The 18,561-nt window shown below is 69.1% G+C and carries 15 protein-coding genes; 4 read left to right on the plus strand and 11 right to left on the minus strand.

Annotated features, from left to right (window positions below; all coding sequences use genetic code 11):
* Positions 1-71: 71 nt before the first annotated feature.
* The 6 genes from SLW55_RS01475 to hflK all read right to left on the minus strand — a co-directional run bounded on the left by SLW55_RS01475 (position 72) and on the right by hflK (position 8,128).
* Positions 72-2,234, minus strand: coding sequence for a GGDEF domain-containing protein (locus SLW55_RS01475; RefSeq protein WP_320744381.1), 2,163 nt, complete (start codon positions 2,232-2,234; stop codon positions 72-74).
* A gap of 363 nt (positions 2,235-2,597) precedes the next feature.
* Positions 2,598-3,833 carry a hypothetical protein gene (locus SLW55_RS01480; RefSeq protein ID WP_320744384.1) on the minus strand — a complete coding sequence of 412 codons (1,236 nt, stop codon included), beginning with the start codon at positions 3,831-3,833 and terminating at the stop codon, positions 2,598-2,600.
* A 310-nt stretch (positions 3,834-4,143) separates the two neighbouring features.
* Positions 4,144-5,436 carry an adenylosuccinate synthase gene (locus SLW55_RS01485; protein WP_010340110.1) on the minus strand — a complete coding sequence of 431 codons (1,293 nt, stop codon included), beginning with the start codon at positions 5,434-5,436 and terminating at the stop codon, positions 4,144-4,146.
* Between the two features lie 265 nt (positions 5,437-5,701).
* Positions 5,702-5,887 (minus strand): DUF2065 family protein, encoded by a 186-nt coding sequence (locus SLW55_RS01490; protein WP_267093648.1) that lies wholly within the window; start codon positions 5,885-5,887, stop codon positions 5,702-5,704.
* A gap of 235 nt (positions 5,888-6,122) precedes the next feature.
* Positions 6,123-6,989, minus strand: a complete 867-nt coding sequence (locus SLW55_RS01495; protein ID WP_026144397.1) for a protease modulator HflC — start codon at positions 6,987-6,989, stop codon at positions 6,123-6,125.
* Complete coding sequence (hflK, locus tag SLW55_RS01500) at positions 6,986-8,128, minus strand: FtsH protease activity modulator HflK (RefSeq protein WP_026143730.1); 1,143 nt, start codon at positions 8,126-8,128, stop codon at positions 6,986-6,988. The genes SLW55_RS01495 and hflK overlap by 4 nt, the downstream gene beginning before the upstream one ends.
* Positions 8,129-8,270: 142 nt before the next feature.
* Between hflK and SLW55_RS01505 the strand changes: the two genes are divergently transcribed.
* Positions 8,271-9,275 carry an acryloyl-CoA reductase gene (locus tag SLW55_RS01505; RefSeq protein ID WP_320744387.1) on the plus strand — a complete coding sequence of 335 codons (1,005 nt, stop codon included), beginning with the start codon at positions 8,271-8,273 and terminating at the stop codon, positions 9,273-9,275.
* Positions 9,276-9,357: 82 nt separating this feature from the next.
* Positions 9,358-9,735, plus strand: coding sequence for a twitching motility response regulator PilH (pilH, locus tag SLW55_RS01510; protein WP_010340114.1), 378 nt, complete (start codon positions 9,358-9,360; stop codon positions 9,733-9,735).
* A 234-nt stretch (positions 9,736-9,969) separates the two neighbouring features.
* Here pilH and SLW55_RS01515 read toward each other — a convergent pair whose 3' ends face one another.
* Entirely contained in the window at positions 9,970-10,857 is an 888-nt protein-coding gene (locus tag SLW55_RS01515) for a DnaJ C-terminal domain-containing protein (RefSeq protein ID WP_148829409.1), read from the minus strand.
* A gap of 135 nt (positions 10,858-10,992) precedes the next feature.
* A complete protein-coding gene (locus SLW55_RS01520) occupies positions 10,993-11,460 on the minus strand; it encodes an Hsp20/alpha crystallin family protein (protein ID WP_010341349.1) in 468 nt (155 codons plus the stop codon).
* Positions 11,461-11,629: 169 nt separating this feature from the next.
* Here SLW55_RS01520 and SLW55_RS01525 point away from each other — a divergent pair, with 169 nt between their 5' ends.
* Together SLW55_RS01525 and SLW55_RS01530 are read left to right on the plus strand one after the other, a co-directional pair.
* Entirely contained in the window at positions 11,630-12,112 is a 483-nt protein-coding gene (locus SLW55_RS01525; RefSeq protein ID WP_010341348.1) for a peroxiredoxin, read from the plus strand.
* A gap of 38 nt (positions 12,113-12,150) precedes the next feature.
* Positions 12,151-12,735 carry a ferritin-like domain-containing protein gene (locus tag SLW55_RS01530; RefSeq protein ID WP_019801047.1) on the plus strand — a complete coding sequence of 195 codons (585 nt, stop codon included), beginning with the start codon at positions 12,151-12,153 and terminating at the stop codon, positions 12,733-12,735.
* Between the two features lie 602 nt (positions 12,736-13,337).
* On the opposite strand, the gene pbpC is transcribed toward SLW55_RS01530, so the two are convergent.
* From pbpC to SLW55_RS01545, 3 genes are all read right to left on the minus strand, one after another.
* A complete protein-coding gene (gene pbpC, locus SLW55_RS01535; protein WP_320744391.1) occupies positions 13,338-15,731 on the minus strand; it encodes a penicillin-binding protein 1C in 2,394 nt (797 codons plus the stop codon).
* A gap of 139 nt (positions 15,732-15,870) precedes the next feature.
* Complete coding sequence (locus SLW55_RS01540; protein ID WP_320744632.1) at positions 15,871-16,359, minus strand: ATP-binding protein; 489 nt, start codon at positions 16,357-16,359, stop codon at positions 15,871-15,873.
* A gap of 799 nt (positions 16,360-17,158) precedes the next feature.
* On the minus strand, positions 17,159-18,553 hold the full coding sequence (locus tag SLW55_RS01545; RefSeq protein ID WP_320744392.1) for a sigma-54 dependent transcriptional regulator: 1,395 nt from the start codon (positions 18,551-18,553) through the stop codon (positions 17,159-17,161).
* Positions 18,554-18,561: the final 8 nt, after the last annotated feature.

An 18,561-nucleotide genomic window follows, 5' to 3' on the forward strand; every position in this document is an offset into this window, starting at 1 on the left:
ATTTATTTGCCCTTTTTGGGTATATTTCGTTGCTTGATCCGCTTTGATCTTGCATCCCTCCCAGCGCTAACTCACACCACTCCCTGCCCCACCAGAAACACCACTCCATCGCCCCCACCCTCGGTCTGCCGCAGCAGCCCCTCCGCCTCCAGGGTCTCCAGCGACACATCGGCGCCGAGATATGTGACCACCCCGTCCAACGTCAACCCCACCCAACGATCGCGGCCGGCATGCTTGGCGCGGTACAGGGCGGCGTCGGCGATGCGCAGGCTCAGCGGCCAGTCGCCACCGGGGTGGGTGGGGAACAGGCTCACGCCCATCGACACGGTGAGGGCAATGCGGCCGGTCGGGCGTACCAGGGGGTCGGCCTGCAGGCGCTCGCGCAGGCGGCGGAACAGGCGCGGGGCGTCGGCCAGGGTACCGCCCGGGCAGATCCACAGGAATTCTTCGCCGCCCCAGCGGGCGATGATGTCCGAGCTGCGTGCACACTCGCGCAGCAGATCGCCCAGTCGTATCAGGGCGTGGTCGCCGCCTTCGTGGCCGTGCAGGTCGTTGACGCGTTTGAAGTGGTCGATGTCCAGCAGGGCGATCAGCAGCGGTTCCTGCGTGCGCTCGGGCGTCGCTGCAGCCTCGCGCGCCTGCAGCCAGGCGGTGACGTAGCGGCGATTGCGCAGGCCGGTGAGGGCGTCTTCCTCGCTCTGGCGACGGATGGTGGCGGCGAGCTGTTCCAGTTCGCGGTGCTGCGCCTGGATCTCCTCGTTCTTGCGCGCCAGTTCCGCGTTGATGCGCCGACGCGCACGGCCTTCGCGCACCTTGAGCAGGAAAAAGCCGGCCAGCGCCAGGAGTGCGGCGAGTAGACCGTAGAGCACGCTGCGCTGGCGCTGCGCGCGCGCCTGCAGTTGCGCATACGCCGCCTGTTCGGCGGCACGGGTGCGGGCAAGTGCGGCCAGTTCGCTGTTCTTGCGCGCCAGGTCCACCGCCGATTCGAGCTCGGCGATCCGGGTCTTGGATTCGACGTTCACCGCCTTGTCGTTGACCTCCTTGTACTCGCGCATGAGGGCAAGCGCCTCGCGGTCGCGGCCGAGTGCGTCGAGGTTGTCGATCATGCGCGGGTACAGTTCCAGCCGCCGGGGGACGTTGTCCCACTGCGTGAACATCTGCCGCGCGCGCTCGAACGCGGCGGCCGCGGCGTCGCGTTGGCCGAGATCGGCCAGAACGTTGCCGAGCGTGGAATAGACGATGCCTCCCTCGCCATGGTCGCCGCCTGGCGCCGCCCCCTCCAGCATCGCGGCCGCTTCGCGCAACAAGGGCAACGCCTCCCGCGGGCGATGCTGCAGCGCGAGTACGTTGCCCAGGTTGTTCAGCAATCCGATCAGCGACGTCTTGCCATCGGCACGTCCCGCCGCCAACGCCTGCCGGTAGATCGCTTCGGCGCGCTGCAGTTCGTTTGCGCCCTGATAGGCCGTGCCCAGGTTGTTGAGTATGTCCGCGCGCGTCAGGTCCTTGTACGGCATCGCATCGTAGGCAGCGAGCGCACGCTGGCCGTAGGCGATCGCCTTTTTCCATTCGTGGGCATAGATGAACACGCCGGTGGCGTTGTGCAGCATGGAGACGTCGTCGGGCATGCCCAGTGCCTTGACCACACGCTCCGCCTCGAGCAGGGCGGCGATGGCATCGGGCATGCGCCCCTGCTGAGCCGACACCAGGAACACGGTCTGGTTGGCCTTGTATTCCACCGGATCCGGATGCCGACGTACTCTGGACAATGCGATGCGGGCGACCCGCAAGGCGTCGTCCTGCGCACCCATCTTGTAGTAGGAGCGGGCCAGCAGTCGCCACAGCTCGGCGATGTGGGGATCGTGCGGCAGTTCCGTTTCCAGCCGCCGCATCTCGCCTTCGAGCTGCGCGATGCGGAGCGCGTCGCGCGGCCGCCAGATCTCGGCATTGAGTTGCGTGAACAGGCGCACCCGCTGTTGCGGCGACAACGGCTGGGCGAGCAGCGCCGAGCCGATGGAGACCACCCTGTTCGGCTGGCCCGCGGCGGCGGCCGCATCGACCAGTTCCAGGCCGAGCGCGATCGAGCCTTGCTTGTCAGCCGCGGCGTCCCAGGCCGGTATGCCCATCTGCAGCGCGGCCGCCGGGTCTGCGGCACGCACCGCCGCCACGCAGGCCGGCAACGCCTGCGCCGGTGCGCACCGCTGCATCGCGGCCGCGTGCGCCACCGCGGACGACACCAGCACACTCCCACACAGCAGCATCCTGAGCGACTGCAAGATCAAGCGACTGCGCACTGCCGTTCTCCCCAAGATGCCGCAGCACACGCCGGATCCGTGAATGCGGCGGATATCGTCGCACTCTGGTCCCACGCACGCCGTTGCCGGCGCGCAACAACGCCGACCCGTGCAAGGCTATCGGCCATACGGGCGATTTCTTGAGCTCCATCCCATGCAAGAAGCCACGTTACTTACGCTACGCCTGCACGCGCCTTTACCCGTGGGACCGCAACTAGCCCCTCTCCCACCGGGAGAAGGGTTGGGGTGAGGGTCCGAGCACGCAGCACATCCATGCATCCCCCAACTCCGCCCCCCCAAGTCCCATCACAGCGGCGTCAGCTGCCTGAGCTGCGCGTCATCGGGAAACGCCCGCACGCGGTAACGCGGCGGATACAGCGGCGGCTGGGGCTCCATCAGGTCGCCGAACGCGGCAACAGCCTCGTCCCAGGACACCAGGACGACCGCGTCCTCCTCGGCGTCGTCGCGCGGGACGACCAGGGCGATCCGGTCGGCTCTGGGCAACAACGTATCGACGCCCTTGGTCCAGGTGCAGAGCGAAAACTGCCGCGCGCCGTCGTCGCGCTCCTGGTAGACGCTGAACGATGCGACGAAGATGTCCTGCTCGGTCGCGTCGTGGAGCTTGTCCAGCGCCGCCTTCTGATCGGCATAGGCAGGCGCGTCCAGCAGCCGGCGCAGGTCCGCCTGGCGCTGGCGGTGCTCGGGCGACGCCAGCGCGAACGGCACCATGCGGCGTGCCTGGTCGTAAGTGAACACCAGCGCGGAGACGTTGCGGCCCTGCGCGGCCGCTTCCACGCTCAGTTCCAGCATCGCACCGATGGCGGCGGCGTCGCGATCGCCCACCACCAGCAGGCAGTCACGCGCCGGCAGCATGAACAGCGGATTGCCCGCCACCGGAACGCGGTACAGCACGTCGGGCAGCAACGCGCGGCTGGTGTCGTAGGCATCCTGCCATGCGCCGCGGAACACCCCGGGTGCGACTTCGACGAAATGGTCGGCGGTCGCGTCGCGCAGATTGTCGCGGGCGATCGCCAGGCCTTCGTCCAGGGTGATCCCCCATGCCGCGCGCGGCCCCTGGAATAGCGTGGAGATCGTATCCGGCAGATCCAGCGCCAGCAGCTCGACGCAATCCTCGGCGATGTCGCGCCATGCATATGGGAATGGCGCATCGAGGCCTTTCTCCAGCAGGTGCTCCAGCCGCAGCTCCTCGAACATGCCGCGATTGCGGATCACCGGCATCAGCGTCGCGCGCACCTCGTCGAATGTCTTTTCCCGGCCACTCTCTTCCTGCGCGTTGAGCGAGGACGTCACATAGGCGCGCAATGCCTCGGCGCGGCCTTTGCGCGTCGCGGTCCTGTAGGCTTGATAGGCGTTGTGCAGATAGATGGTGTAGCCATTGCCGCCGACCAGTCGGAACGCGTCGGGCTGATAGACCAGCTCCTCGCGATAGCCCCGCGCGCGCAGGGCATCGGTGTACAGCCTGGCGAAGGCGTCGGGGCTGGGCGTGCGGCGGAACAGCGTGTCGAACAGTGCAGCGAACATCGGCGGTCGTCCTTGTCGAGTGGCGGCATGCGGGCGCCGCGCGGAATGCTAGCGCAGCTTTGCGGCAGCCGCAGATGGACGCGGACTGCGGTGTCCGCAACGGCACTCCGGCAACTCCGATCGCATCGAGCAACCAGAAAGCGCGCGCACGCTGCTCGGTCAGCTGCCCTTCCCACGTGCATGCACAGCGCACCGCATTACGCGTATCCGTGTGCGGCGCGAAATAAAAAGCCCCGCTGTCGCGGGGCTTTCTGGAGACTCGGCACTTCCTTCTCCCGCATGCGGGAGAAGGAGTCGCGTGCTGCCCGCCTCAGGCGAACGGATCCTGCAGCACCATGGTGTGCTCGCGGTCCGGACCGGTGGAGACGATCGAGATCGGGCAGCCGGCCAGTTCCTCCAGCGCACGCAGGTAGGCGCGGGCGGCGGGCGGCAGTTCGTCCCACACGGTGATGCCGTGGGTGTTCTCGCTCCAGCCCGGGAACTCCAGGTACACCGGGGTGCACTCTTCCCAGCCCTGCGCGTCCAGCGGCGCGTACTCGGTGCGCTTGCCGCGGTATTCGTAGGCGATGCACACCTTCAGCTTCTCCATGCCGTCGAGCACGTCGAGCTTGGTGATGCACAGGCCGGAGATGCCGTTGATGGCCACCGCGCGCTTGAGCGCGACGATGTCCATCCAGCCGCAGCGGCGCGGACGGCCGGTGGAGGCGCCGTACTCGGCACCGCGGTCGCGAATGCCCTGGCCGATCTCGTCGTCCAGTTCGGTCGGGAACGGGCCGCCGCCGACGCGGGTGGCATAGGCCTTGGCGATGCCCAGCACGTAGTCGATGTCCTGCGCGCCCACGCCGGTGCCGGCCAGTGCGCCGCCGACGGTGGTGTTGGAACTGGTGACGTAGGGATAGGTGCCGTGGTCGATGTCCAGCAGCGCACCCTGCGCGCCTTCGAACAGCACGCGCTTGCCCTGCTTGCGCAGGTCGTGAAGGATGCCGGCCACGTCGGACTTCATCGGCTGCACGTACTCGCCGAAGGCCAGCGCTTCGTCGAAGGTCTTCTGGAAGTCGACCGCTTCCACGCCCAGGTACTTGGTCAGCACGAAGTTGTGGTAGTCCAGCGCGGTGCGCAGCAGCTCTTCCAGCTGCGGCGGGTAATGCAGGTCGGCGACGCGGATGCCGCGGCGCGCCACCTTGTCTTCGTAGGCCGGGCCGATGCCGCGGCCGGTGGTGCCGATGGCCTTGCCGCCGGCGGCCTTCTCGCGGGCCTGATCCAGGGCGATGTGGTACGGCATGATCAGCGGCGCGGCCGGCGAGATCTTCAGGCGCGACCGCACTTCCACGCCGGAGGTCTCCAGCTCCTCGATTTCCTTGCGCAGCGCGGCCGGGGAGATCACCACGCCGTTGCCGATCAGGCACAGCGCGTCGGCGCGCAGGATGCCGGACGGGATCAGGTGCAGGACGGTCTTCTTGCCGTTGATGACGAGGGTGTGGCCGGCATTGTGGCCGCCCTGGAAACGCACGACGGCACCGATTTCCTCGGTGAGCAGATCGACGATCTTGCCTTTGCCTTCATCGCCCCACTGGGCGCCGAGCACGACAACTGACTGACCCATGGCTGGGTAACTCCTGGTTTGCTGCGCGACCGTCGGGGCCACGCGGATGTGGTGGCCGTGCGGGGACCGACCGACACCGGTGCGGCCGCTCCATCGGGGAGCGTCCAGGCGGCGGCAGGACCCATACACGGAAAAAGCCGGTCGAGACGCTCACATGGAGCGGGCCCGGCCGGCTTTTGTGCATTATCCGGGTTTTGGGTGGCGGTCACCACCCCTGCCCCTGCCGCGTTCAGCGACCTGCCCATCGGGCACGATCAGAATGCTGTCAGGCGCGAACCCACAGCAAGGCCATCAATCCCACCGCCAGAGCTACGCCGCCAGCGATCCGCAACTGCCTGGTCGGCATGGCCAGCATCTGCTGCACCATCCGCTTCCAGGCCTCCGGCGCGACCAACAGGATCAGACCTTCGAAGACGACGACCAGGCACACCGCGGCGATCAGATCGTGCATGGGGGTCTCGGCGAGCGGGGATGGGTGGGCCGCGTCGACGCTGAAGCGGCTTGATCGTTCAGGAGCGGCTGAAGTGCCGCAAGCCTTCCCGGTGAAGCCCGTCGCGACTGAAGTCGCTCCCACAAAAGACTTCCTGCGCCGGGTACCGGCGTCTGCAACCGGCCATCCTGCACGACGTCAGAGACCGGGGACCCGCCTTTGCGAATCCCCAATCCCGACTCCCCAATCCCGCCACTCAGCGATCGCTCTTGAGGTATTGCAGGAACGGATCGTTCTTGTCGAGCACGATCACGCCGTTGCCGTCGGCCATGGCGCCGCGGTAGGCCTCCAGACTGCGGTAGAAGGCGTAGAACGACGGGTCGGCGGAGCCGGCCTTGCCGTACACGCTGGCGGCCTCGGCATCGCCTTCGCCGCGCAGTTTCTGCGCGTCGCGCTCGGCCTCGGCGACCAGCACCGTGCTCTCGCGGTCGGCCTGGGCGCGGATGGTCAGTGCCTGCTCCTCGCCTTCGGCGCGCAGCTTGGCTGCTTCCTGCTTGCGCTGCGCGCGCATGCGTTCGTACACGTCGGTGATCACCTGGCTGTCGGTCGGCAGGTCGATCTGCTTGATGCGCAGGTCGACGATCTGCATGCCCAGGGTCTTGCTGGCCGCGTTGATCGCCACCAGTTGCTTGGCGATCAGTTCGCTGCGGTCGCCGGACACCAGCTGCTGCAGGGTGCGCGAGTTGATCTGGTTGCGCAGCGAGTCGGTGATGATCGGCGCCAGCAGGCTGTTGGCCACCTTCTCGTCGCCGCCGGTGGTGGCGCGATAGAAGGCGCGCACGTCGGAGATGTAGCCGATGGCGAAGAAGCTGACGCTGACGTCCTTCTGCTCGGCGGTGAAGTAGCGCGCCGGGTTGGTGTCGATCACCTGGAAACGGCGGTCGAACATGCGCACCGATTCCACCAGCGGCACCTTGAAGTGCAGGCCCGGCTTGAGATCGGCACGCACCACGCGGCCCAGGTTCAGCACCATCGCCGCCTTGTCCTCGGGCACCACGAACACCGAGCTGAGCAGCGCGAACAGCGCGACGACGGCAATGCCCGCCCACAATGACAGTTTCATCGCTGGATCTCCTCACGGCCGGTCGGGCGCGGCGTGCGCTCCGGGTTGCGGACACTCTCGGCCGAACTGCTGTTCAACGCCGGCATCAACACGTCCTGCGGCACCGTCGGCAGCGACGTGGTCGGCGCCGGCGGCGTCGCCGCGGCCGGCGCCTTGCTGTCGGCGGGCATCGGCACGTAGATCAGCTGGCGGCCGTCGCCGCCGATGACCTTGCGGTTCTCCGCCAGCACCTGCTGGATCGTCTCCAGCCACAGCCGCTTGCGGGTGACCTCCGGCGCGTTCTGGTACTGCTGCTGCAGCAGGGTGAAGCGCTCGGCGTCGCCCTGTGCGCGGGCGATCGCCGCTTCCTTGTAGCCTTCGGCGACGGTGCGGGTGCGTGCGGCCTGGCCACGCGCCTCCGGCACCACCTTGGCGGCGTAGGCCTGGGCCTCGTTGATCAGCCGCTCCTTGACCTGCTGGGCGCCGTTGACCTCGTCGAACGCCGATTTCACTTCCTCCGGCGGACGCGCGTCGGGCAGAGTCAGGCCGGTCACGATCAGGCCGGTGTGATAGGCCTTCAGCGCGGCCTGCAGGCGCTCGCGCGCGGCCACGGCCATCGGCCCGCGGTTGTTGAGCACCGTGTTGAGATCCGAGCGGCCGATCTGTTCGCGCACCGCGCTCTGCGCGGCCTGCTCCAGCACCAGGTCGGCGTTGCGCGCGCCGAACACGTAGGTGCGCGGGTCCTCGACCCGGTACTGCACATTGAGCGAGACGTTGACGATATTCTCGTCGCCGGTCAGCACCGGCAGTTGGCTGTCGAAGGTCTTGATGCGGGTGGCATCGACCTTGCGCACAGTCTCGATCGGCCACGGCAGCTTGAAGTTCGGGCCAGGCTGCAGAATCCGCGAGAACTGGCCGAAACGCAGCACCACGCCGCGCTGCTGCTCGCCGATCAACTGGAAGCTGCTGAACAGCAGCACCAGCACCACCGCACCCAGGATCCAGCGGCCGATGCCGCCGCCATCGCCGAACAGGTCCTTCAACGGACCCGGCAACCCGCCCCACCTGCCTCCCCCATTGCCGCCACGCGGCGGCCAGGGACCGCGCCCGTGATTGTCGGGGCCGTCTCCGCCCTTGCCGCCAGGTGTGTTCCAGGCCATGCATGCTCCAAGAAGGAAGGTGGCGACGCGTCGGTCACGCGCCGGTCACCGGATAATGAGTCGCCGATTCTACAAGATGGGGCAGACCCGCCGTTTCGAAAGGGTATCTTGGTGCATTCCTGCGTGCCGACCAAGGTGTTCCATGTCCGTTCCCGCCCAGTTCTCCGCCTTCCGCATCCATCAGGACGCCACCGGCTACCACGCCGGCCTCGTCCCGCTGTCCCTGGACCAGCTCAGCGAGGGCGAAGTGGTGATCCGCGCCGCCTGGTCGTCGGTGAACTTCAAGGACGCGCTGGCCGGCACCGGCCAGGGCAAGATCCTGCGCCGCTTCCCGCTGGTCGGCGGCATCGACGTGGCCGGGCACGTGGTCGCCTCCCGCGAGCCGGCGTTCAAGGAAGGCGACGCGGTGCTGGTCACCGGCTGCGGCCTCAGCGAGACCCGCGACGGCGGCTACAGCGAGTACGTGCGCCTGGAGTCCAAGTGGGTGGTGCCGCTGCCGGCCGGGCTGAGCCTGCGCGAGAGCATGGTGCTGGGCACCGCCGGCTTCACCGCGGCGCTGGCGCTGCTGCGCCTGCTCGACAACCGCCAGACCCCGGCGCTCGGCCCGCTGTGCGTGACCGGCGCCACCGGCGGGGTCGGCTCGCTGGCGGTCGACATCTTCAGCCGCGCCGGCTTCGAAGTGCATGCGGTCAGCGGCAAGGCCGAGCGCGCCGAGCAGCTCAAGGCCTGGGGCGCCACCCAGGTGCTCGGCCGCGAGGCCCTGCAGACCAGCCGGCCGCTGGAATCGGTGCGCTTCGGCGGCGGCCTGGACAACGTGGGCGGGGCGATGCTGACCAGCCTGCTGGCGCAGACGGCACCGTACGGCAACGTCGCCAGCGCCGGGCTGGCCGCGACCGCGGAGCTGGACATGACGGTGATGCCCTTCATCCTGCGCGGGGTGTCGCTGTTGGGCATCGGCTCGGCCGGCACCGCCCGCGACCTGCGCGACCGCATCTGGCAGCACCTGGGCAGCGACTGGAAGCCGCGCCACCTGGAGACGATCTGCACCCGCGAAGTGGACCTGGCCGGCCTGCCGGAGGTGTTCGCGACGATGCTGGCCGGGCAGTCGTTCGGGCGCACCGTGGTGCGGCTGGATGCGAGCGCGTAGCCACGCCGACGCTTTGTGACACGCAACGCTTTCCGCCTTCGCGCCGCTGCCTCTACACTCGGAGCCTCCTAGGGGGAACCACATGGCACGCATTCTGATCGTCGACGATTCGCCGTCGCAGTTGCTGGGCATCCAGCGCATCGTCGAAAAACTGGGGCACGAAACGATCACCGCCACCGACGGCGCCGCCGGCGTGGAAGCGGCCAAGGCGGCCTTGCCGGATCTGGTGCTGATGGACGTGGTGATGCCCAACCTCAACGGTTTCCAGGCCACCCGCACCCTGCGCCGCGAGCCGACCACGCAGAACATCCCGGTGATCCTGGTCACCACCAAGGACCAGGACACCGACCGCATGTGGGGCATGCGCCAGGGCGCCCGCGCCTACATCACCAAGCCGTTCTCCGAGGACGAGCTGTACGAGGTGATCGAGCGTGTGTTCAGTGGCGAGGATGCGCCGTAGAAGCCGGGATTGGGGATTGGGGAATGGGGATTCGTAGGGGCGGGTTTCTGGGCGGCGTTTGAGTGCGCGGCGTAAGGCCGCATTGCACTCGGCGCGCCTTGTAGGAGGGGCTTCAGCCGCGACGGGCGTTACCGGTAACGCCTGTCGCGGCTGAAGCCGCTCCTACGACGCCACAGCGCGACGGGAGCCCGCTTTTGCGAATCCCCAATCCCGACTCCCCAATCCCGCCTCACCTCATACGGCCTCGCCAAACGCCTTGGCCAACCCGCGATACGCCTTGCGCTGCGCTTCGGTTTCCGGCGCCGGCGCCAGCACTTCCAGTTCGACGATCTGGTCGCCCGGCGGAGTGCCGGGCAGGCCGCGGCCGCGCAGGCGCAGCTTGCGGCCGGCGTCGGACTCGGGCGGAATCTTCAGTTCCACCGCCCCGCCCAGGGTCGGCACGCTGATGCTGGTGCCCAGCGCCGCCTGCCAGGGCGTCACCTGCAGGGTGTAGAGGATGTTGCGGCCGTCCACCTCGAACTGCGGATGCGCGGCGTACTCGATCTCCAGCAGCAGGTTGCTGCCGCCGTTGCCCTGCCCGCCCAGCCGGATCACCTGGCCGGGGCGCACGCCCTTGGGCACGCGCACGTCCAACTGCTTGCCGTTGATGGTGATGCGCACGCTGTCGCCGGCGTACACCGCCTCCAGCGGCACCGCCAGCTTGGCGCGGGTGTCGCCGCGCGGCGCGCCGGGTCCCGGGCCGGGGCCGGCGCCGCCCTGGCGGGCACGCTGCTGGCGGGCGAACAGACTCTCGAAGAAATCGCTGAAGCCGCCACCGGCGCCGCCGTTGCCGAACACTTCCTCGAAGTCGAAGCCCTGCGCGCCGCCGTAGTTCGGCGGCGCGTGGAACTCCTCGCCCGGCCGGTAGCCCTGCGCGCGCAACTGATCGTAGGCGGCGCGCTTGGGCGGGTCGCGCAAGGCCTCGTAGGCCTCGTTGATCGCCTTGAACTTCTCTTCGGCCCCAGGCTCCTTGCTGACATCGGGATGGTACTTGCGCGCCAGCCGCCGGTACGCGGTCTTGATCTCGGCATCGCCGGCGCTGGGTTCCACGCCCAGGGTCGCGTAGTAATCCTTGAATTCCATCCATCACCTCAAAAAGAGTCGGCCCGCCGCCTTGCGGCAACGGGCCGGTTGCATGCACTGCGCCATCGCCCGGCCATTCTACGGCCGGCGGCGAGGGCGCGGCGTCGCGGTGGCGGCGCCGCTGCGAGCAGGCGCTTACTGCACGATCGTGGCCCCGGTATCGACCTGGATGCGACGCGGCGTGCTCGCCGGACGCTTGGGGATGCGCACTTCCAGCACCCCATGGTAGCCGGTGGCGGAAATGCCGTCCGGATCGGCGCTGTCGGGCAGCGCGAAGCGGCGATGGAAGCTGCCGTAGCGGCGCTCGATGCGCGAGAAACGCTCGGTGTCGGCGGCCGATTCGCTCTTGCGCTCGCCCTTGATCGAGAGGATGCCCTTGTCCATCGACACCTCGATCTCCGACGGGTCGATACCCGGCAGGTCGGCGTACAGCACGAAGCGCTCCGGCTCCTCCTTGATGTCCACGCGCGGCACCCACTGCGCGGTGACGACGGCCGATTCGTCGGTGCCGCCGTTGGGGTCGAAGAAGCGGTCGAACACCTGCTTGATCTCGTTCTGGAATGCGGCCTGGGCCGGCCACTGGCGATAACGGACGATGCTCATCGTGGTCTCCTGAAACGTGAATGAGGTACACCCCCGAGGGGACGGTTCGCGGCGGCGGGGCCGGCCCGCCGTCCATGCCGGTCAGATAGGCCTGCCGCGGCGCTTTTCAAGGCGTTGACGCCACCTTCCCATTTCCGTTTCTAGACTCGGTTCATCCAAGGAGCCCGACATGCCCATCCAGACCGGCGAACGCATTCCCGAAGTGGTGCTGCAGCGCATCCGCGACGGCGTCGAAGCCGTGGACACGCGCACCCTGTTCGATGGCCGCCGCGTGCTGCTGTTCGCGGTACCCGGCGCCTTCACCCCGACCTGTTCCGAGAAGCACCTGCCCGGCTACGTGGAGCACTTCGAGGAATTCCGCAAGCGCGGCATCGAGGTGTACTGCATGGCGGTCAACGATCCGTTCGTCATGCAGGCCTGGGGCAAGAGCCAGCTGGTGCCGGATGGCCTGCAGATGCTGTCCGACGGCAACGGCGACTTCGCCAAGGCGCTGGGCCTCGAACTGGATGCCAGCAGCTACGGCATGGGCGTGCGGGCGCGCCGCTTCGCACTGTACGCCGACGACGGCGTGGTGCGTGCGCTGTTTGTCGAGGCGCCGGGCGAGTTCAAGGTCTCCGCCGCCGACTACGTACTGCAGCATCTTCCGGACTGATTCCCCTTCCCCTTACCCACCACAGGAAACGGCCAGCCATGTCCAACAAGCCAGCCTCCCCGAAGACCGATGCCAAGCCGCTGCAGCACACTGCCGGCCTGACCGATACCGCCACGCTGCGCGCCAACGCCCGCCAGAGCATCGAGGACGGTGCGATCACCAAGACCTACAGCGCCGACCGCGAGGCGGTGATCAAGATGCTCAACGACGCGCTCGCCACCGAGTACGTGTGCGTGCTGCGCTACTACCGCCACTACTTCATGGCCGCCGGCATGCTCGCCGACGCGGTCAAGGCCGAGTTCCTGGAGCACGCGCAGCAGGAGCAGGCGCATGCGCACAAGCTGGCCGAGCGCATCGTGCAGCTGGGCGGCGAGCCGGACCTCAATCCGGACACGCTGACCGCGCGCTCGCACGCGGAGTACAAGGAAGGCGAGGATCTGCGCGACATGGTCAAGGAGAATCTGATCGCCGAGCGCATCGCCATCGACAGTTACCGCGAGATGATCAATTTCGTCGGCGACAAGGACACCACCACCAAGCGCATCCTGGAAGACATCCTGGCCCAGGAAGAAGAGCATGCCGACGAGTTCTCGGACATGCTGGAAGGCTGGATCGGCAAGTAAGCCGGTTCCGCATTCAAGCGCTTTCGTGGGAGCGGCTTCAGCCGCGACAGGCCGTTTCGATGGCGCCTGTCGCGGCTGAAGCCGCTCCTGCTTTTTTTCTTTTCGCGCGATACGCAAATCTCAAGCGAAAGCGAAGGCTTTCGCCCTTGCGGGCGAGTTACTTTGATCAGCCTTCGGCTGCTGAGAAGCGCTTCTTTGCTTGTGCAAAGAAAAGTAACCAAAAGAAGCGCTTTACCACAGCCGAAGGCTGGTCAAGCACACCCTGCCTCGCGCCCTCCGCGCTGCGCGCTCCGGGTCCGCGTCCAGCCCGGGGATTCGCGGAAGGGGCATCCTGCCCCTGCCGCGAACGGCGCACATCCATGTGCGCCGCCCCTTCGGGGTTTTTCCCCGTACTGGCCGCCGCTTCGGAAGGGAACCCGGCAAGTCAAAAGCAACAGCAACAGCCAAAGCCAAGCGCCCCCCAGGGACTCGCGGTTATCGGTGTCCGGGAGCGATTGTGGGAGGAACTTCAGTCCCGACTGCTTCCGAGGTCGGATCGCCCGCCTACTCTGATCGTCGTCGTTGCGTGACAGTTGGCTTCTACGAGCGCGCGCCACCGCTGCTCAACGCAACACCCGGAACCGTACCTGGGTCCAGGCGCCGTTGCTGGCCAGGGCGGTCAGGGTGTGGTCGCCGGCGTCGGCGAAGTCGCGTTGGAAGGTGCGTGCGCCCTCGGTGCGGGCGATCCAGCGGCCGTCCAGCAGCCAGTCCACCGGGGTGCTCGTGCCCAGCGCGCGTACCTGCAGACGCACCGTGGTGCTGCCCGGCGCGCGTGCCAGGGTGGCGCGGTCGTTGAGGCCTTCGATACGCAATACGTCGCTGCGACCGCGGCCGTCGTCGCGGCAGTCCGGTGACAGCGCCGGCAATTGCCCGGCCTGGCGCTCGCTGGCGTGTAGCCACGGCGTCAGCAGCGCCGGCCAGCGCGCCAAATCGCGGGTGACCGCCTCATGCGGTTGCGCGCAGTCCGGCGACAGGCGCAGGCCGCTGTGCGCGTCCACCTGCACGGTCTCGCGGCCGGCGCTCCACAGCCGCGCGTCGCGCTCGGCGAAGGTCGGCGGCACGGCGCCGTCCAGCGCATAGGCGGAGAAACGGCGCTGGCACAACGCCGGCGGCGTCTGCTCGGCGGCGATGCCCAGCGGCCAGCACACGTCCACCTGCTGCACCGTCGCCGGCATCGGCCTCGGTGCGTTGTCGCCGCGCAGGCGCGGCAGGCTGTCGATGGTCTCGAACATGAGCGGCAAGGCGGTCACCGCGCCGTATTGGCCGGGCAGCGGCGTGCCGTCGGGACGGCCAACCCACACGCCGACGGTGTAGCGGCGGGTGCTGCCGATCGCCCAGGCATCGCGGTAGCCGTAGCTGGTGCCGGTCTTCCAGGCCACCCGCGGGCGCGTCCCGACGTCGAAGGTGCCGACGCCGTAGCCCGGACGCGGATTGGCCTCGAGCATCTCGCGCACGATCCAGGCCGCGCCGGGCGACATCAGGCGCCGTTCGATGCGCTTGTCGGTTGCGCTGTAGCGCACGTGGCCGGCGATGCCGTCGCGGTTGAGCGCGGCGAAGGCGCCGACCAGTTCCTCCAGCTTGGCGCCGGTGCCGCCGAGGATCAGCGCCAGGTTGGGCGTGCTGCCGCGCGGGAACTTCAGGCCGATGCCGGCGTTGCTCAGGCGCGCGGCGAAGCGCGCCGGACCGACTCGGTCGAGCAGGTCCACCGCCGGCACGTTGAGCGACAGGCGCAGCGCGCTGGCCGCACCGATCGGGCCGTTGAAGGCTTCGTCGAAATTGCCCGGGCGGTAGTCGCCGAAACTCTGCGGCGCGTCGACCAGCAGGCTTTCGGAGTGGATCAGGCCATCGTCCAGGGCCATGCCGTACAGGAACGGCTTGAGCGTGGAGCCGGGCGACCGCCAGGCCTGCACCATGTCCACGTCGCCGAGCCGGCGGCGGTCGCCGAACTGCACCGAGCCGATGTAGGCGCGCGCCTGCAGGTCGCGATTGTCCACCACCAGCAAGGCCGCCGAGGTGCGCTCGGGCAATTGCGAGAAGTAGGCGCTGACCCGGTCCTCCAGCGTGCGCTGCAGGTCCGCGTCGAGGGTGGAGACGATGTGCGCGGCGTGCGGGCGCTGCTGACGCAGGCGCTCGGCCAGCAGCGCGGCGTGCAGCGGCGTCTGCAGCGAGCGCGCCACCACCGGTTCGATGCGCGCATCGTCGACCTGTGCGCGCGGCCACACGCGCAGCGCGACCATGCGTTCGAGCACCTTGTCGCGCGCCGCGCGCGCCGCCTCCGGATGCCGGTCCGGACGCAACCGGCTTGGCGCCTGCGGCAGTACCGCCAGCAACGCCGCCTCGGCCTGCGACAGACGCGCGGCCGGTTTGCCCAGGTAGGCCCAGCTCGCCGCCTCCACGCCTTCGATGGTGCCGCCGTAAGGCGCGCGCTCCAGGTACAACTGCAGGATCTGCCGCTTGCTCAGGTGCGCTTCCAGCTGCAGCGCACGCAGCGCCTGCTGGGCCTTGCCCCACGGCGTGCGCGTACTGACCTCGGGCGGCATCAGGATGCGCGCCACCTGCATGGTCAGGGTGGAACCACCGGAGACGATGTGGCGCGAAAACAGCCACTGCTTGGCCGCGCGCAGCAGCGCCCAGGGATTGACCCCGGGGTGCTGCCAGAACCAGCGGTCCTCGTAGTTCAGCAGCGCCTGCAGGTACAGCGGCGAGACGCTGTCCGGCGTGGCCGGATAACGCCAGACGCCGTTGCTGTCGGCGAAGGCACGCAGCGGGGTGCCGTCGGCGGCCACCACCAGGGTCGAGGTGTCGCGCGACTTCGGCAGCGGCAGCGGGAACGCCAGGTCCAGCAACAACAGACTCGACAGCAGCGCCACCGTACCCCAGCGCAGCCACGGCAGCAGGCGCGTCCAGCGCCGGGGGCGCCGCGCGGCGTGCGTGGCGGCGGTGTCGTCCAGTGGCATGCGGGCTCCCGATGGAAGCGGCCATTTTGCCTGTTGCGGCGACGGCGCGGCGAGCGGGATATCCCCTGCCCGTTCGGTATCGCCGACAATGGGTGCCCAACTGCTCCGGGGCACCAGCAACAATGCACTCCTTCTGCCACTACGCCAGCGGCAGGCGCAGCGTCGCCACGCTGCCGGGCGCATCGGTGCGGGCCTCCAGGCGCAGGCTGCCGCCCTGTGCTTCCAGGATCTGCCGCGACAGCACCAGGCCGATGCCCGAACCGCCGGGCTTGGTGGTGAAGAACGGCACGAACAGATTGTCGCTGGGCGGCAGGCCGGCACCGCCGTCGCACACCTCGATCGACACGCTGGCGCCGTCGGCACTCGCGCGCAGCGTCACCGGCGCGCTGCCGCCGGCTTCCAGCGCGTTGCGCAGCAGGTTGATCAGCACCTGTTCGAGCTGGTCGGCGTCGGCGCACGCATGCAGTGACGGCGCGACCTCGACCTGCACTCGTGCATCGTCCAGCAGCCGCTGCACGCGCGCGCACAGCGGCGCCAGTACCACCGGCGCCGGGACCGGCGCGGGCAGCCTGGCCAGCCGCGCGTAGCCGCCTAGGAAGCGCTGCAGCGCCGCGCTGCGCTGTTCGATCACGCCCAGCCCGTTGTGCAGATCGGCCTGCAGTTCGGCGTCGAGCGCCTGCGGCGCGGCCGCCAGCAGCCGCACGAGCGTGTCGGCGATCGAGGCGATCGGCGTCAGCGAGTTGTTGATCTCGTGACTGAGCACGCGCAGCAGGCGGCGGAAGGCCTGCGCCTCCTCCTCGCGCAGCGCGCGCTCCATCGGCTGCACCAGCAGCAGCCTGCCGGCCTGGCTGCGGCTGCGCAAGGCGGCGTGGCCGATCTGCCAGCGCCCCTGCTGTCCGGCGAACGCATGCGCCTGGATGCTGCCCGACGGCACATCGAACAGGCCGGCCAGTCCCAATGCCTGCGCGGATTGCCCGATCGCCTGCGGGGCGGCGACGCCGAGCAGGCGCTCGCCGGCCGGATTGACCAGGCGCAGGCGCTGGTCCTGCTCGAAGGCGAACACCGCCCCGTCCAGCGCCGCCAGGGTCTTGCTCAGCAGTTGCAGGCTCTCGTGCGAATCGCGCTGTTCGTCCTGCAGGCGTTGCGCCAGGGCGTTGAACCGCGCCAGCAGGCCGTCGGCATCGCGCGCGTCCTGCGCCGCACGCACGCTGTAGTCGCCCTCGCGCAGCGCGTCCAGCAGGCCACCGAGGGTGCGCAGACGCTGCCCGGCGTCGCGCTGCTGCCAGCGCCACAGCGCCGCGGTCAGCAGCAGCACGCACAGCAGCAACAGCAGCGCCTCGGGCCACCGCGGCGCGCCGGCGGCGAGCACCAGCACCAAGGCCAGCGCGGCCGGCGCCACCAGCCACAGCGGCCGGAAGCGCTGTCGCTCAGCCGGCGTCATCGCTGCGCAGCCCGTGCTTGCCCAGGCGCCGGTACAGGCTCTGCCTGGTGATGCCGAGCTGGTCGGCGGTGCGCTGCAGGTTGCCCTGGTGCTGCGCCAGCGCCTGCTTCAGCAGCAGCGCCTCGGCTTCTTCCAGGGTGAGTTGCGTCGACAGTGCCGGCGCGGCATTCGTCGCCGGCTGCAGGCGCAGATCGTCGCTGCCCAGGGTACTGCCGTCGGCCAGCAGCGCCGCACGCTCCATCGCATGCGCCAGCTCACGCACATTGCCGGGCCAGGCGTAACCGAGCAGCGCGCGCTCGGCGTCGCGCGCCAGCGTCGCCAGCGGCCGCCGATAGCGGGTGCAGGCGACGGCAAGGTAATGCCGCGCCAGCGGCAGGATGTCGGCGCCGCGCTCGCGCAGCGGCGGCACCCACACCTGGAAGGTGTTGAGCCGGTACAGCAGATCCTGGCGGAAGCGGCCGGCCGCCACCTCCGCCTCCAGGTCTGCGTTGGTTGCCGAAACGATGCGAACGTCCACCCGTTGCGTGCGCGAGGAGCCGAGCCGCTCGAACTCGCCGTCCTCGATCGCGCGCAGCAGCTTGGGCTGCTGCTGCAGCGGCAGGTTGCCGATTTCGTCCAGGAACAGGGTGCCGCCGTCGGCCAGTTCGAAACGGCCGGCACGGTCCTGGCGCGCGTCGGTGTAGGCGCCGCGCACGTGACCGAACAGTTCGGCCTCGAACAGGGTCGGCGCCAGGCCGCCGATGTTGACCTTGACGAAGGCCTGCGTGCGGCGCGGCGACCACTGGTGCAGCAACTGCGCCAGCAGGCTCTTGCCGGTACCGTTCTCGCCCAGCAGCAGCACGTTGGCGCCGCTGCCGGCGATGCGCAGCAGATCCTCGACCAGGCGCTGCATCTGTGCCGATTCGGCGACGAAGCCGGCCGCGCCGTCCTGCAGCAACAGTGCCTGCGCCTCGCCGAGCCGTTGCGCGGCGCGGCGGCTGCGGTCCAACGCGATGCGGCTCTCCAGCACCGCCAGGACCCGCGCGTTCTGCCAGGGCTTCTCGATGAAATCCACCGCGCCCTCGCGCATCGCCGCCACCGCCAGTTCGATGCTGGCCCAGGCGGTCATCGCGATCACCGGCAGTCCCGGCCATTGCGCGGCGATCTGCGCGATCAACGCCAGGCCTTCGGCGCCGGAGGTGGTATCGCGGGCATAGTTCATGTCCACCAGCACCGCGGCGAACGCGTCGCCGCGCAGGCAGGCCAGCGCCAGCTCCGGCGACTCGGCGCCGACCATGCCGTAGCCGGCGCTCTTGAGCAGCATGCGCAAGGCCTCGCGCACGTCGGCCTGGTCGTCGACGACGAGAATGCGCGGCAAGGGCGGTGTGCGGGTTTCGGTCATGGCGCAGA

Source organism: Xanthomonas sp. LF06-19, assembly GCF_034105425.1.
GTDB lineage: Bacteria > Pseudomonadota > Gammaproteobacteria > Xanthomonadales > Xanthomonadaceae > Xanthomonas_A > Xanthomonas_A sontii.

Excerpts from the sequence above, each read along its gene's own strand:
- SLW55_RS01545 (WP_320744392.1), bottom strand. The coding sequence starts at position 18,553 with ATGACCGAAACCCGCACACCGCCCTTGCCGCGCATTCTCGTCGTCGAC.
- SLW55_RS01480 (WP_320744384.1), bottom strand. The coding sequence starts at position 3,833 with ATGTTCGCTGCACTGTTCGACACGCTGTTCCGCCGCACGCCCAGCCCC.
- SLW55_RS01530 (WP_019801047.1), top strand. The coding sequence starts at position 12,151 with ATGTCCAACAAGCCAGCCTCCCCGAAGACCGATGCCAAGCCGCTGCAG.
- pbpC (WP_320744391.1), bottom strand. The coding sequence starts at position 15,731 with ATGCCACTGGACGACACCGCCGCCACGCACGCCGCGCGGCGCCCCCGG.
- SLW55_RS01505 (WP_320744387.1), top strand. The coding sequence starts at position 8,271 with ATGTCCGTTCCCGCCCAGTTCTCCGCCTTCCGCATCCATCAGGACGCC.
- SLW55_RS01485 (WP_010340110.1), bottom strand. The coding sequence starts at position 5,436 with ATGGGTCAGTCAGTTGTCGTGCTCGGCGCCCAGTGGGGCGATGAAGGC.
- SLW55_RS01520 (WP_010341349.1), bottom strand. The coding sequence starts at position 11,460 with ATGAGCATCGTCCGTTATCGCCAGTGGCCGGCCCAGGCCGCATTCCAG.
- SLW55_RS01495 (WP_026144397.1), bottom strand. The coding sequence starts at position 6,989 with ATGAAACTGTCATTGTGGGCGGGCATTGCCGTCGTCGCGCTGTTCGCG.
- pilH (WP_010340114.1), top strand. The coding sequence starts at position 9,358 with ATGGCACGCATTCTGATCGTCGACGATTCGCCGTCGCAGTTGCTGGGC.
- SLW55_RS01515 (WP_148829409.1), bottom strand. The coding sequence starts at position 10,857 with ATGGAATTCAAGGATTACTACGCGACCCTGGGCGTGGAACCCAGCGCC.
- hflK (WP_026143730.1), bottom strand. The coding sequence starts at position 8,128 with ATGGCCTGGAACACACCTGGCGGCAAGGGCGGAGACGGCCCCGACAAT.
- SLW55_RS01490 (WP_267093648.1), bottom strand. The coding sequence starts at position 5,887 with ATGCACGATCTGATCGCCGCGGTGTGCCTGGTCGTCGTCTTCGAAGGT.
- SLW55_RS01525 (WP_010341348.1), top strand. The coding sequence starts at position 11,630 with ATGCCCATCCAGACCGGCGAACGCATTCCCGAAGTGGTGCTGCAGCGC.